This is a genomic window from Kaistia sp. 32K, assembly GCF_016629525.1.
In the GTDB taxonomy this organism is placed as follows: domain Bacteria; phylum Pseudomonadota; class Alphaproteobacteria; order Rhizobiales; family Kaistiaceae; genus Kaistia.
The window spans coordinates 1,226,999-1,240,016 of sequence record NZ_AP024269.1 but is presented as its reverse complement, the minus strand read 5'-3'; the positions used below and the strand labels follow the sequence as shown (position 1 = coordinate 1,240,016).

Below are 13,018 nucleotides of genomic sequence, written 5' to 3'. Positions count from 1 at the left end.
GAAGGACAGAGCCAAGTCATGGCAAAGGTCGCACTTGTCGAGAACCCTGACGATACCGGCGTCTCCGAGCTGGAGCCGATCCAGCGCAAGACCGCCGATTCCACACCGCCGCCGCCCGCGGCCGCGCCGATCGCCGAGCGCCCCTCCACGCCCGGCTCCGATGGCGAGGTCAAGATCGCGGCTGCCCCACCCCCGGCCAAGCGCGGCGGGCGACGGCGGTTTCTTCTCCTGACGGTGGCCGTCGTCGCGATCGCGGCCGGCAGCTATTTCGGGCATGAATGGTGGACGGTCGGCCGCTTCATGGTCTCGACCGACGACGCCTATGTCGGCGCCGACACCTCGACGGTCGCCCCGCGGCTTCCCGGCTATGTCACCAAGGTCGCCGTCGCCAACAATTCGGCGGTGAAGACCGGCGATCCGCTCGTCTATCTCGACGATTCCGACCAGAAGCTCGCGGTCGAGGCGGCGCAAAACCAGATCGCCGCGCAGCAGGCCGCGATCGACCGGATCGACAAGCAGATCGAGGCCGGCAAGGCGAATGTCGAGCAGGCCCGCACGGCGATCACGACGGCCAATGCTGACGCTGAGCTCGCCGTCGCCGATCTGGACCGCGCCACGCAGCTGGCCAAGAACCAGTTCGCGACGCAGCAGGCCCTGCAGCAGGCGCAGGCGACCAAGGACAAGACCAGCGCGGCGGTTCTTTCCGCCAAGGCCGGCCTGACCACGGCCGAGGCCAATGTCGGCGTCCTGCAGGCGCAGCGCGTCGAGGCCGAACGGGCGCTGGACCAGGACCAGACGACGCTCGACCAGAAGAAGCTCGATCTCGAGCACATGGTCGTCCGCGCGCCGTTCGACGGCGTGATCGGCAATCGCGCGGTGCAGCCCGGCCAGTATGTCGCCACCGGCCAGCGCCTCCTGGCCCTGGTGCCGCTGCAGGACGTCTATGTCGACGCCAACTTCAAGGAAACGCAGCTCGACCGTATCCGGCCGGGCGCGACCGCGAGCGTCAGCGTCGACGCCTATTCCGAGACGCCGATCGTCGGCACGGTGGATAGTGTCGCCCCGGCATCGGGCGCCGTCTTCAGCCTGCTGCCGCCGGACAACGCCACGGGCAACTTCACCAAGATCACCCAGCGCGTGCCGGTCCGCATCCGCATTCCGGCTTCGGAAGCTGCCAAGGGCCATCTGCGCCCCGGCCTTTCCGTCGTCGTGGATATCGACAGCCGCACCGGCGACAGCGCCCGCGTGGCGGCGACGACGAACTGATCCACCAGACGTTCTCCCCCACGGGGAGAACCGCGAGAGAGGGCGGGCAGAGCCGTCCCTACCGGCCCCGCCCGCCCTCTCTCGTCCCATTCCGACCGTCCGCGCACGGCCGTGCCGCCGGGGGATAGTCCCGGTATTCGGGGCCAGAGCCCCAGGAGACGATCATGGCCGGTCCCCAGCAGCCCGCCCTGCCCGAAATGACTCCGCGCCGGACGCTTGGCTTCGTCGCCATGGCCGTCGGCATGTTCATGGCGATCCTCGACATCCAGATCGTGTCGTCGTCGCTGACCGAGATCCAGGCCGGCCTTTCGGCCAGCGCGCAGGAAATCTCCTGGGTGCAGACGGCCTACCTGATCGCCGAGATCATCATGATCCCGCTGTCGGGCTTCCTCGGCCGGGCGCTTTCCACCCGCTATCTCTTCGCCATCGCGGCGGGCGGCTTCACCATCACCTCGATCGGCTGCGCCACCTCGAGCTCGATCGGCGAGATGATCGTCTGGCGCGCCGCCCAGGGCTTCATCGGCGGCGGCATGATCCCGGCCGTGTTCGCGGCTGCCTTCACGATCTTCCCGCCCAACCGCCGCGCCATGGTTTCGGCGATCGTCGGCCTGATCGCGACGCTCGCGCCGACCGTCGGCCCGACGATCGGCGGCTACCTGACCAATCTGTTCTCCTGGCACTGGCTGTTTCTGGTCAACGTCATCCCGGGCATCTTCGTCACCATCGGCGTGCTTTCCTTCGTCGACTGGGACAAGCCCAACTTCAAGCTGCTGCAGCATTTCGACTATATCGGCCTGATCACGCTCGCCGCCTTCCTCGGCAGCCTCGAATATGTGCTTGAAGAGGGCTCGGCCAACGACTGGTTCCAGGACGAGACCATCGCCTCGCTGGCGGTCGTCACCGTCGTCGCCGGCATCCTGTTCTTCTGGCGGGTGCTGCGCGCCAACGAGCCGATCGTCGACGTGCGCGCCTTCCAGAACCGCAACTTCGCGACCGGCGCGCTGTTCTCCTTCATGCTCGGCGTCGGCCTCTACGGCCTCGTCTATCTCTACCCGGTCTATCTGGCGCGCGTGCGCGGCTACGATTCCCTGCAGATTGGCGAGACGATGTTCGTCACCGGCCTGTTCATGATGATGACCGCGCCGATCGTCGGCCGGCTCGGCCAGAAGATGGACCCGCGCTACATGATGGCCTTCGGCCTGGCGCTGTTCGCATTGTCCTGCCTGGAGCTGGTGCCGATCACCAAGGACTGGGCGTTCAGCGAGCTGTTCATCCCGCAGGCGATGCGCGGCGTCGCGCTGATGACCTCGATGATGCCGGTCTCGATGCTCGCCCTCGGCACGCTGCCGCCCGAGCGCATGAAGAACGCCTCCGGCCTGTTCAACCTGACGCGCAACCTCGGCGGCGCGGTCGGCCTCGCCGTCATCACGACGATCCTCAACAATCGCTGGGACCTGCACATCACGCGCCTGCACGAGCAGGTGCAGTGGGGACGCGAGGCGGCGACCGAGCGGCTAGACCTGATGACCAAGGGCTTCGCCGCGACGCTGGGTTCCGACGCCAACATCGCCGCGATCAAGACGCTGACGCTCTCGGTCAAGCGCGAGGCGCTGGTGATGGCGTTCTCGGACGTCTTCCTGGTGCTCGCCGTGATCTTCGCGGGCATCGTCCTGCTGGTTCCCCTCGCCCGCAAGCCGCAGGCAGCACCTGCCGGCGGCGGTGGCGGACACTGATGCCGGACCGCGACGGCGGCGAGATCGTCGCCGTCGCGGATTGAGCTCGCGGGGTATCGGGTCTAAGGTCCGATACCCGATTGAACCGAGTTTGATCCGGCACCCCTCCTGACCTGCCCCTTCCCGGCCGGCCAAACTACATTGGCGACTTTTCCATGGATGCTTCCGTTTCCGCGCGGCCCGGCCCGCCTCCGCTCGACCATGCCACCGTCCGCTCGATCATACTCGGCGTCATGCTGGCGATGTTCCTGGCGGCCCTCGACCAGACCATCGTCGCGACCGCGCTGCCGACGATCGGCCGCGAGCTGGGCGATCTGCAGAACATCGCCTGGGTGGTGACGGCCTACCTGCTCTCCTCGACCGCCGTGACCCCGCTCTACGGCAAGCTCTCCGACATTCACGGCCGGCGAACCGTGCTTCTGATCGCCATCACGATCTTCATCCTCGGTTCGATCGCCTGCGCCGCCGCCCCGACCATGACCGGGCTGATCCTCGCCCGCTTCCTGCAGGGCCTGGGCGGTGGCGGACTGATCTCGCTCGCCCACACCATCATCGGCGACGCGATCTCGCCGAAGGAACGCGCCAAGTACATGGGCTATTTCGGCGCCGTGTTCGCGCTGGCGAGCGTCGCCGGCCCGGTGCTCGGTGGCGTGCTTTCCGAGGCGCTGCACTGGTCGGTGATCTTCTGGATCAACGTGCCGCTCGGCCTCGTCGCCTTCGCCATGACCTTCAACGCCCTGAAGAAGCTGCCGCGCAACGATCGCCCGCACAGGCTCGACGTCATCGGCGCCGTGCTTCTGGTCGCGGCCGCCGTGTTGCTCCTGCTGGCGCTGAGCTGGGGCGGTGTCTCCTATCCGTGGGACTCGCTGCCGATCATCGGCCTGCTCGCCGCCTCGTTGGTCGCCTGGGTGCTGTTCGTCACCCGCGTGCTGACCGCGCCCGAGCCGTTCCTGCCGGTCGGCGTGCTGCGCGACCAGGTGGTGGCGACGGCCACGCTCGCCGGCTTCTTCGGCATCGGCACGATGGTCGGTCTGTCGATCTACATGCCGCTGTTCTTCCAGTCGGTGCTGCATCTGTCGGCGGCGGAATCCGGCTTCGCGCTGATCCCGCTCTCGATCGGCACCGTGTTCGGCGCCCAGTTCTCCGGCCGGGTCATGGCCCGCGTCCAGCACTACAAGCGCTCGCCGACCATCGGCCTCTCCGTCGCCATGATCCTGACCGCCGTGCTCGCCGTCTTCGCCGGCAGGCTGGAGCTCGTCTCGATCGAGATCCTGCTGACCTTCATCGGCGCCGGCCTCGGCACGCTGTTCCCGGTGACGATCGTCGTGGCGCAGAACGCCGTGCAGGCGCATCACCTCGGCACGGCAACGGCGACGATCAACTTCATGCGCTCGCTCGGCAGCGCCATCCTGGTGGCCGCCTTCGGCGCGATCTTCCTGGGTGGCCTCGGCGCGATCTCGGGCGGCGAAGGCACCTCGGTCGAGGCCAAGATCGCCGCGGCGTCGGAAGCCGGCGTCTCGCTCGCGGGCGCCTTCTCCGGCGTCTTCATCGCGGCGACAATTTGCATCGCCATCGCGCTGGCGCTGCTGGTCATCATGGAAGAGCGGCCGCTGCGCGGCGGCCGCGGCCCCGCGCCTTCCGCCGTCGAAGTCTAGAAACGAAGGACCCATCCCGATCGCTCGGGATGGGTTCAACTGCGCATCCGTCAACCTGACACGCACTTCCGAAACGCCCGATCTCGGACGGCTAGCCTTAGCCGGCGCCGTCTGTTCGCAACGCATTCGCCTCGTTGAAGCGGATGCGGTTGCCGAACGGATCCGGCACCTCGACCATCCGCGCGTCATAGCCGGTCTTTTCGAGACCGGGACGCGAATATCCATACTTCTTGCCGAGCAGTTCGCGGTGGAAGGCCTCGATGCCGCGCATCCAGACGAACACGGTCGAGCCGGGGCTGGCGTCGCCGTGATGCTCGGAGAGATGCAGGACCGCGCCGGCGCGCGACACCTGCGCGTAGAGCGGCATGCCCTCGGCATAGCGATGCTCCCAGTCGACCGCGAAGCCGAGGAAATCGCGATAGAACTCCATCGCCTTGGCGATATCGAAGATCCGCAGGATCGGGATGACCTGCTTGAACTGCAGGCTGGCCGGCACCTCCGGCTCGGCGGGCTTTCCCTCCGCCGCCAATTCGGCCGCGAGGATGTTCCAGTTGTCGAACCCGAACTGGCGGGCGACGATCTCCAGCGTTTCGCTATGGGAGAGTTCGATCTGGCGCTCGGCCATCGCGGCGCGGAGCGCCTTTGCCATGGCTTTGGCATCGCGAAAATCGCGCATCTTTCCTGTCCTTTGCCTCAAGGCGAACGCGGTTCCATCAGCGCTTGCATTGCTGAGGCGTTCGCCGGGAGCAAACGGATCAGGCTCAGTCCTTAACGATACATTCACCCTACCCCGAAGGGCGCAAGCGGCAGGCTGTATCAGCCTGCCGCGATCTTACTGGACGCAATCGGCTCAGTCGATGAGCTTGTAGGCCGGCACCGTCAGGAAGGGCTCGAAGGTCTTGGCAGTCGAGAGCTTGGCGAAGAGCTCGATCGCCTCGGGGAAACGGCCGGCGGCGTAATTGTCCGGCCCGACCTCGCCCTTCACCACTTCCATCTCCTCGGCCAGAGCACGGCGGAACAGCTCTTCCGTCACCTTCTGGCCGTCCTCGAGCGTCGCCTCGAAGTTCAACTGCTGCCAGATCTGCGCGCGGCTGATCTCGGCCGTCGCCGCGTCTTCCATCAAATTGTAGATCGGCACCGCGCCGCGGCCGCGCAGCCACGCCTCGATATACTGGACACCGACGCGGATGTTGTGGCGGAGCCCCGCCTCCGTCCGCGTGCCCTCATGGATGGCGAGCATGTCCTTCTGACCGAAGGAGACCTCCTCGCGCAGCTTCGAGAGCTGGTTCGGCGTCGGCATCAGGCGATCGAACACTTCCATCGCGACCGGCACGAGATCGGGATGCGCGACCCAGGTGCCGTCATGGCCGGCCTTCGCCTCGCGCTCCTTGTCGGCCTTGACCCGCTCGAAGGCGGCGGCGTTGGCTTCCGGGTTGTTCTTGACCGGGATCTGCGCCGCCATGCCGCCCATGGCGAAGGCGCCGCGACGGTGGCAGGTCTTGATCAGCAGTTCCGAATAGGCGAGCAGGAACGCTTTGCCCATGACGACCTGGCCGCGATCCGGCAGCAGGAACGCCTTGTTGTTCCGGAGCGTCTTGATGAACGAGAAGATGTAGTCCCAGCGGCCGCAATTGAGGCCGGCCATGTGGTCCTTCAACTCGTAGAGGATCTCGTCCATCTCGAACGCGGCCGGCAGCGTCTCGATCAGGACGGTCGCCTTGATCGTGCCGTGCGCGAGGCCGAGCGCCTCCTCGGCATAGGTGAAGACCTCGTCCCAGAGGCGCGCTTCCAGGTGGCTCTCGGTCTTCGGCAGGTAGAAATAGGGGCCGGAGCCCTGTGCCAGCGCCGCCTTGGCGTTGTGGAAGACGTAGAGGCCGAAATCGACCAGCGAGCCCGATGCATCGGCGCCGTCGAAGGTGATGTGGCGCTCGGGCAGGTGCCAGCCGCGCGGGCGGATGATCAGCACGGCCGGATTGGGGCCGAGCTTGTAGTCCTTGCCGCGCGGATCGGTGAAGTCGATCTTGTCGGCCCAGCGATCTTTCAGGTTGATCTGGCCCTCGACCATGTTGGCCCAGACCGGCGACGAGGCATCCTCGAAGTCGGCCATGAAGACCTTCGCGCCGGAATTCAGCGCGTTGACGATCATCTTGCGATCGACGGGGCCGGTGATCTCGACACGACGGTCCTGCAGGTCGGCCGGGATCGGCGCCACCTTCCAGTCACCCTCGCGGATCGCCTTGGTCTCCGGCAGGAAGTCCGGCAGGCCGCCATTGTCGAAGAAGACCTGGCGCTCGTTGCGGAATTCGAGCAGGGCGCGGCGCTTGGCATCGAAACGGCCATGCAGTTCGGCGACGAAAGCGAGCGCCTCGGGCGTCAGGATCTCGTCAAAGCGGGGGCCGATGGCGCCCTTGACGACGAGGCGTTCAGCGTTGGTGGCGGACATGGTCTCTCCTCGGTGGCACGTTGGAGCGGACTATGCCACGCCACCCTCTTCAACTGAACCTGCAGGAACAGGGCAGAACTTGTTCCAGGCGGGAATAAGTCGCCTATTTCTGCGAACGGAAGCGGGCGATGCGATCGGCGAAATCGCGCGCGGCGCGTTCCGGGTCTTCCGCCGCGATGATGGCGGAAACGATCGCGAGACCGTCGGCGCCGGCCGCTAGCGTCGGCTCGACATGCTCCGCCTTCAGGCCGCCGATGGCGACGACCGGCAGACCGGACGCCGCCTTGATGCGGCCGAGATGCTCGAAGCCGATCGGATCGCGCGCATTCGCCTTGGTCGCCGTGGCGAAGACCGGGCCGACGCCGAGATAGTCGATCGGCGCGAGGTCTTCCGGCGTCAGTTCCTCGAACTGCGCCGCCGACAGGCCGAGGATGCGATCGGGGCCGATCAGCTCGCGCACCTTGGCGACCCGCATGTCGCTCTGGCCGACATGCACGCCATCGGCATCGACCGCCAGCGCCACGTCGACGCGATCGTTGATGATCAGCGGAATGCCGCGCGGGCGCAGCAGATCCACCAGCGCCTGCGCCGTCGCCACGAAATCGCGGGTCGAGCCCTGCTTGAAGCGATGCTGCACGAGCGTGACGCCGCCGTCGATCGCGGCGCGGACTGCCTCGACCACGCCGCGCGGGCCGGCCAGGTCCTCGTCCGTGACGAGATAGAGCGAAAGATCGAAAGGACGGCTCATCAGACATTCACCTCTTCAACGGTCTTGATCGTCGCATAGCGCTCGACGAGGGCGGCGTCGGCTCCGTAGAGCGCGTCGCAGAGTTCGGCGGGAAGATGCCCCGGCCCGGTCACCCGTGCCGCGGCAGCGGCGCCGGCGGCGCCATAGACGGCGAGCGCCGCGACGGCGGCCTCGAAGGGCGGACGCACGGCGGCGAAGGCGGCGACGGTGGCCGACAGCGCGCAGCCGAGCGCGGTCGAGAGCGGCATCAGCGCGCTGCCGCCGGTGATCGCCACGACATGGGTGCCGTCGGTGACATAGTCGGTCTCGCCGGTGATGGCGACGACCGCGCCGCTGGCTTTGGCCAGCGCCTTGCCGGCCGCGAGCGCGGCGTCGGAGGAGGCGGTCGAATCGACGCCCTTGCCCCCTGCCCCGGCGGCTCCCGCGAGGCTCATGATCTCGCTGGCATTGCCGCGAATGATGGCGGGGCCGGCACGGCTCAATTCGACGGCGAAATCGGTGCGGAACTTGGTGGCGCCGCAGCCGACGGGATCGAGCACCCAGGGCTTGCCGAGGGCGACCGCGCGCGCCGCCGCCTTGCGCATGCCGGTCAGCCAGTCCGGCGACAGCGTGCCGATATTGATGACGAGCGCGTTCGAGATCGCGACGAACTCGTCGACCTCGGCTTCGGAGTGCACCATCGCCGGCGACGCGCCAACGGCGAGCAGCACATTGGCCGAAATCGTCATGGCGACATAGTTGGTGATGTTCTGCACCAGCGGCCGGGCGGCGCGCAGGGCGTCGAGGGCGCTGACGGCCTCGGCGATCGAGACCTGGGGGGTGGCAGATTGGGGGGTGGCAGACATGAAAAGACGTCCTTTGCTAAATAGCAGGACGGAACGATGGCAAGAGCATCTACGCGCTTGGCTCAATCCCTCCGCCGGCATGATCCGGATCAGGTTCGCGGGTTAGTCCGAAGACCTCTCAGCCAGGATTCGGATGAATCAGGGCACCCCGATGAGACGGTCGGAAACGTATCACGGGCGGGCCGGCGCGCAAGCGGAATGCGCTCGGCTTCCCTTCGCTTGGCGCGAACGACCGGCCGCAGAACGGGACTGGAGACTATTCCCGCGAACGCGTAGCGTAGGTGTGGCACAACGCGGAGCGCGCCATGGGCAAGGGCCGGATCGAGGCATTCAGCGACGGTGTCATCGCCATCATCATCACGATCATGGTGCTGGAGCTCGAGGTGCCCCACCACGTGGACCTCCACTCGCTGCTGCCGCTGCTGCCGGTCTTTCTCAGCTATGTGCTGAGCTTCATCATGATCGGCATCTACTGGAACAACCACCACCACATGTTCCATGTCGTCCATCACGTCCGGGGCGGCGTGCTCTGGGCCAATTTGCACCTTCTGTTCTGGCTGTCGCTGATGCCGTTCACGACCGCCTGGATGGGCGAGAACCACATCGAATCCCTTCCGGTGGCGCTTTACGGCTTCGTGCTGATGATGTCCGGCGTCGCCTACTACATCCTCGCCCGTTCCCTCATCGCGCTGGAGGGGCAGGACTCGGCGCTGGCGATCGCCTTCGGCCAGGATCGCAAGGGCAAGATCTCGGTGCTGATCTACGCCGCAGCGATCGTGCTCGCCTTCGTCAGTCCGTGGATCGCCATCGCCTGCTATGTCGTGGTGGCCTTGATCTGGCTGGTTCCCGACCGCCGCGTCGAAAAGGTGTTGCTGGCCGCTCCGGCGCATGGGAACACGCCGGGACCAAATGCACCGCACCCCTGATCGCGACGATCCGGCCTCGCCGATCGCGGACAGGGACATTCGCGCAATCATTCGGGCTCGATCGGGCGTATACTGGCGGCATGAGCATCCAGTTCCCCAATCGAAGCCGCAGTTATAGCGAGACGCACCACCGCATCCAGTTCTGGGGGCATGACCAGTCGCTGGAGGTGTCGTTCTTCCTGGAGGCCGACGCGCTGGAGCGGATCCATCCCGATGCCGCGCAGGACGAGGCTTCGGCGCTTCGGGCCTTCGATGCCAATCGGACGCGGATCGAGCACGCGGCGATGCGGCTCTATTCCCGCCACGCTCACGCTTCCTACACGCTCACCGCGCGCGATATCTGATACGGAGGCGCCGGGCGGAAGACCGCCCGGCCTCGGCCGGTTCAGTTCGCGATGCCGGCCGGCTTCGGGCCGCCATAGGCCCAGTCGAGCAGCTCGATCGTATGGACGACCGGCACGCCCGCGCCGTCGGAAAGCTGCGTGATGCAGCCGATATTGCCGGTGGCGACGACGTCGGGCGCGACCTTGGCGATGTTGCCCAGCTTGCGCGACTTCAGCTGCTGCGAGAGCTCCGGCTGCAGCATGTTGTAGGTGCCGGCGGAACCGCAGCAGAGATGCCCTTCCGGCACGTCACGGACGGTGAAGCCGGCCTTCGACAGCAGCGTCTTCGGCGTCGTCTTGATCTGCTGGCCGTGCTGCATCGAGCAGGCCGAATGATACGCTACCGTCAGCGCCTTCGGCGCCGCGACCGGCGCGAGCTTCAGGCTCTCCAGATACTCCGTGATGTCCTTGGCGATCGCCGAGACCCGCTTCGCCTTCTCGGCATAGGCGGCATCCTCGCGGAACATGAAGCCGTAGTCCTTGATCGTCGTGCCGCAGCCCGACGCGGTGATGATGATGGCGTCGAGGCCCTCGCCGTCCATCTCGGCGATCCAGGCGTCGATCGTCCGCTTCGCTGTCTCGTGCGCCTGGCCGGACTTGCCCATGTGATGGGCGAGCGAACCGCAGCAGGTCTCGCCCTTGGCGATCACCACCTCGACGCCGACGCGATTCAGCAGGCGGATCGTCGCCTCGTTGATGGCGGGATCGAGCACTGGCTGCACGCAGCCGGAGAGCAACGCGACGCGACCGCGCTTCTCGGCCTTCGTCGGGAACGTGCCCGGCCCTTCCGAAGCCGTCCGGCCGTGCGGGAAGCGCGGCGCCAGTTTCAACATGGCGCTGATGCGCTTGAAGCCCGGCACCTTGCCGATCGGACCTGCGAAAGGTCGCGCGGCGGCGGCTGCGACAAGCGCCAGCCGGAAGCGATTGCGGTGTGGCATCACGGCGGCGAGCGCCGCACGGATCGCCTTGTCGGCCATCGGCCGGTCATAGGTCTCCTCGATATGCGCGCGGGCATGATCGACGAGGTGCATGTAGTTCACGCCGGACGGACAGGTCGACATGCAGGAGAGGCAGGACAGGCAGCGATCGACATGCTTCACGACCTGCTCGTTGGCGGGCTTGCCGCCTTCCAGCATGTCCTTGATCAGGTAGATGCGGCCGCGCGGACTGTCGAGCTCGTCGCCGAGCAGCACATAGGTCGGACAGGTCGCCGTGCAGAAGCCGCAATGCACGCAGGTGCGCAGGATCTTCTCGGATTCACGAACATCCGGGTCGGCGAGCTGGGCAAGGGAGAAGGAGGTTTGCATGGATCACTCTGCCGCCGCGGGCGGGGTTTTGGAGGGTGCACAATCCGGCTTGCACGCCCTGAATGCATCTGGCATTGGCGGCGAGCCCGACATCTCGTCGGCGCACCCAGGGGAAGTTCTATGCAGTTTCGTCTTTGGACGGCCGTCGGCGCGGTTGTCGTCTCTTCGCTCGTTCTCGCAGGCGCGGCCAACGCGGAAAACCGCAAGGTCAAGATCATCAACGAGACCAGCAGCGATCTCGACCAGTTCTACGCTTCCAATGTCGGCTCCGCCGACTGGGAAGAGGACATCCTCGGCGACGATCAGGTTCCGGCCGGCGGCTCGGTCACCATCAACATGGATGACGGCAGCGGCTACTGCAAATTCGACTTCAAGGGCGTCTTCGTCGACGACAGCGAAGCAACCGTCGAGGGCATCGACGTCTGCGAAGTGGGCGTCGTCCGCTTCACCGAGTAGGGCCGAAAGGCCGGCCCCGGCGCCCCTGAGCGCCGGCGGCCATCCCGTTCCTGTTGCGGCCGCGACCATGGCTCACATCCGCCCGGGATTGAGGATGCCGGCCGGATCGAAGGTCGCGCGGATGCGGCGCGACATCTCGGCCACCGCCGGCGCTTCCGGCTGGAAGACCGGCACGCTCGCCCGCAGCGTCGGCGAACCGCGCACCAGCAAAGCATGACCACCGACGGCGCCGACCGCCGCGCGCACGACCGCCGCGCCGCCATCGCCATCTGCCGGGGCGCTCGCCCAGATCAAACCGCCGGCCCAGTCATAGAGCAGCCGGCTGCCCAGCGCCGCCTCGAGCTTCGCGCCCACTTCCGGGCCGTCGCTCGGCCGGACCGAGATCCGCCAGATGGCCGCGTCGTGCGGCGTTTCCAGCGCTTCCACGTCGCGGATCGACTTCCACAGCACGCGCGACGCCTCGAGCCCCAGCGTCTCGAACGACCCGAACGGCCGCAGCAGGCCTTCGAGACGGGCGGTGCGATAGGTCACGGACGCATCGAAGCCCTCGATCCGAAGCACGGTGCGCGACGGCGCGCCATCACCGGCCGGCAGATGCGCGGCTCCCGTCACCTCGAACGGCGTCGCGAGAGCTGCCGTCATCGCCGCGACGGCGCGCTCCGCCGAAAGGCCGGAGAGCAGCAGGGTGACTTCCGTCTCGACCTCCGGCAGCAGCTTGTAGGTCACCTCGGTCAGCACGCCGAGGGTGCCCCAGGAACCGGCCATCAGCTTGACGAAATCATAGCCGGTGACGTTCTTCATCACCCGGCCGCCGGACTTGATCGTCTCGCCCCGCCCGGTCGTGGCGCGGATGCCGATCAGCGCGTCACGCGCCGCGCCGGAGTGGATGCGGCGCGGGCCCGAGCTGTTGGAGGCGGTCATGCCGCCGATCGTCGGGGTGCCGTGATTGCCGAGCAGGTGGCGATAGTCGATCGGCTCGAACGGCAGGCGCTGGCGGTTGGCGGCGAGCGTTTCCTGGATCAAGGCGAGCGGCGTGCCGGCGCGGGCCGAGAGCACGAGCTCGGACGGCTCGTAGAGGGTGATGCCGGTCATCTGCTGGGTCGACAGCGTCCGGTGCGCATGGACGATGCCGCCGATCGGCCGCGAGCCTCCACCATGGATCGCCAGCGGGCTGCGCGACTGCGCCGCCTCATGCACGATCGCCTCGATCTCGGCCTCGGTATCGGGGAGAAGGATCGACGTCATCGGCATGCTTC

Annotated in this window: 12 protein-coding genes and 1 riboswitch; of the genes, 6 read left to right on the top strand and 6 right to left on the bottom strand. The window is 67.0% G+C overall.

The window, feature by feature from the left end:
- Nucleotides 1–18: 18 nt before the first annotated feature.
- The 3 genes from K32_RS05385 to K32_RS05375 all read left to right on the top strand — a co-directional run bounded on the left by K32_RS05385 (nucleotide 19) and on the right by K32_RS05375 (nucleotide 4,654).
- The gene (locus K32_RS05385; protein WP_201403041.1) at nucleotides 19–1,266 is read left to right on the top strand and encodes an HlyD family secretion protein; all 1,248 of its coding nucleotides are present in this window, start codon (nucleotides 19–21) and stop codon (nucleotides 1,264–1,266) included.
- Between the two features lie 164 nt (nucleotides 1,267–1,430).
- Nucleotides 1,431–2,999 (top strand): DHA2 family efflux MFS transporter permease subunit, encoded by a 1,569-nt coding sequence (locus tag K32_RS05380; protein WP_201403040.1) that lies wholly within the window; start codon nucleotides 1,431–1,433, stop codon nucleotides 2,997–2,999.
- Between the two features lie 155 nt (nucleotides 3,000–3,154).
- Nucleotides 3,155–4,654 (top strand): MDR family MFS transporter, encoded by a 1,500-nt coding sequence (locus K32_RS05375; protein ID WP_201403039.1) that lies wholly within the window; start codon nucleotides 3,155–3,157, stop codon nucleotides 4,652–4,654.
- 97 nt (nucleotides 4,655–4,751) lie between these two features.
- On the opposite strand, the gene K32_RS05370 is transcribed toward K32_RS05375, so the two are convergent.
- From K32_RS05370 to thiM, 4 genes are all read right to left on the bottom strand, one after another.
- A complete protein-coding gene (locus K32_RS05370; RefSeq protein WP_201403038.1) occupies nucleotides 4,752–5,330 on the bottom strand; it encodes a glyoxalase superfamily protein in 579 nt (192 codons plus the stop codon).
- Between the two features lie 174 nt (nucleotides 5,331–5,504).
- The gene (gene aceB, locus K32_RS05365) at nucleotides 5,505–7,097 is read right to left on the bottom strand and encodes a malate synthase A (RefSeq protein WP_201403037.1); all 1,593 of its coding nucleotides are present in this window, start codon (nucleotides 7,095–7,097) and stop codon (nucleotides 5,505–5,507) included.
- 103 nt (nucleotides 7,098–7,200) lie between these two features.
- Nucleotides 7,201–7,845: a thiamine phosphate synthase gene (gene thiE / locus K32_RS05360; RefSeq protein ID WP_201403036.1), complete on the bottom strand. Its 645-nt coding sequence runs from the start codon at nucleotides 7,843–7,845 to the stop codon at nucleotides 7,201–7,203.
- A complete protein-coding gene (thiM, locus tag K32_RS05355; protein ID WP_201403035.1) occupies nucleotides 7,845–8,690 on the bottom strand; it encodes a hydroxyethylthiazole kinase in 846 nt (281 codons plus the stop codon). The genes thiE and thiM overlap by 1 nt, the downstream gene beginning before the upstream one ends.
- A 49-nt stretch (nucleotides 8,691–8,739) precedes the next feature.
- Nucleotides 8,740–8,851, bottom strand: a riboswitch (TPP riboswitch).
- Between the two features lie 144 nt (nucleotides 8,852–8,995).
- On the opposite strand from thiM, the gene K32_RS05350 reads away from it, so the two are divergent.
- Together K32_RS05350 and K32_RS05345 are read left to right on the top strand one after the other, a co-directional pair.
- Nucleotides 8,996–9,616, top strand: a complete 621-nt coding sequence (locus K32_RS05350; RefSeq protein WP_201403034.1) for a TMEM175 family protein — start codon at nucleotides 8,996–8,998, stop codon at nucleotides 9,614–9,616.
- 80 nt (nucleotides 9,617–9,696) lie between these two features.
- Nucleotides 9,697–9,960, top strand: a complete 264-nt coding sequence (locus K32_RS05345; protein WP_201403033.1) for a DUF1488 domain-containing protein — start codon at nucleotides 9,697–9,699, stop codon at nucleotides 9,958–9,960.
- A 41-nt stretch (nucleotides 9,961–10,001) separates the two neighbouring features.
- On the opposite strand, the gene glcF is transcribed toward K32_RS05345, so the two are convergent.
- Nucleotides 10,002–11,306 (bottom strand): glycolate oxidase subunit GlcF, encoded by a 1,305-nt coding sequence (glcF, locus tag K32_RS05340; protein ID WP_201403032.1) that lies wholly within the window; start codon nucleotides 11,304–11,306, stop codon nucleotides 10,002–10,004.
- Between the two features lie 120 nt (nucleotides 11,307–11,426).
- Between glcF and K32_RS05335 the strand changes: the two genes are divergently transcribed.
- Entirely contained in the window at nucleotides 11,427–11,762 is a 336-nt protein-coding gene (locus K32_RS05335; protein ID WP_201403031.1) for a hypothetical protein, read from the top strand.
- 72 nt (nucleotides 11,763–11,834) lie between these two features.
- On the opposite strand, the gene K32_RS05330 is transcribed toward K32_RS05335, so the two are convergent.
- Nucleotides 11,835–13,007: an FAD-binding protein gene (locus tag K32_RS05330; protein WP_201403030.1), complete on the bottom strand. Its 1,173-nt coding sequence runs from the start codon at nucleotides 13,005–13,007 to the stop codon at nucleotides 11,835–11,837.
- Nucleotides 13,008–13,018 lie beyond the last annotated feature (11 nt).

Coding starts and splice junctions, on each gene's coding strand:
- K32_RS05385 (WP_201403041.1), top strand. CDS start 19: ATGGCAAAGGTCGCACTTGTCGAGAACCCTGACGATACCGGCGTCTCC.
- K32_RS05380 (WP_201403040.1), top strand. CDS start 1,431: ATGGCCGGTCCCCAGCAGCCCGCCCTGCCCGAAATGACTCCGCGCCGG.
- K32_RS05375 (WP_201403039.1), top strand. CDS start 3,155: ATGGATGCTTCCGTTTCCGCGCGGCCCGGCCCGCCTCCGCTCGACCAT.
- K32_RS05370 (WP_201403038.1), bottom strand. CDS start 5,330: ATGCGCGATTTTCGCGATGCCAAAGCCATGGCAAAGGCGCTCCGCGCC.
- aceB (WP_201403037.1), bottom strand. CDS start 7,097: ATGTCCGCCACCAACGCTGAACGCCTCGTCGTCAAGGGCGCCATCGGC.
- thiE (WP_201403036.1), bottom strand. CDS start 7,845: ATGAGCCGTCCTTTCGATCTTTCGCTCTATCTCGTCACGGACGAGGAC.
- thiM (WP_201403035.1), bottom strand. CDS start 8,690: ATGTCTGCCACCCCCCAATCTGCCACCCCCCAGGTCTCGATCGCCGAG.
- K32_RS05350 (WP_201403034.1), top strand. CDS start 8,996: ATGGGCAAGGGCCGGATCGAGGCATTCAGCGACGGTGTCATCGCCATC.
- K32_RS05345 (WP_201403033.1), top strand. CDS start 9,697: ATGAGCATCCAGTTCCCCAATCGAAGCCGCAGTTATAGCGAGACGCAC.
- glcF (WP_201403032.1), bottom strand. CDS start 11,306: ATGCAAACCTCCTTCTCCCTTGCCCAGCTCGCCGACCCGGATGTTCGT.
- K32_RS05335 (WP_201403031.1), top strand. CDS start 11,427: ATGCAGTTTCGTCTTTGGACGGCCGTCGGCGCGGTTGTCGTCTCTTCG.
- K32_RS05330 (WP_201403030.1), bottom strand. CDS start 13,007: ATGACGTCGATCCTTCTCCCCGATACCGAGGCCGAGATCGAGGCGATC.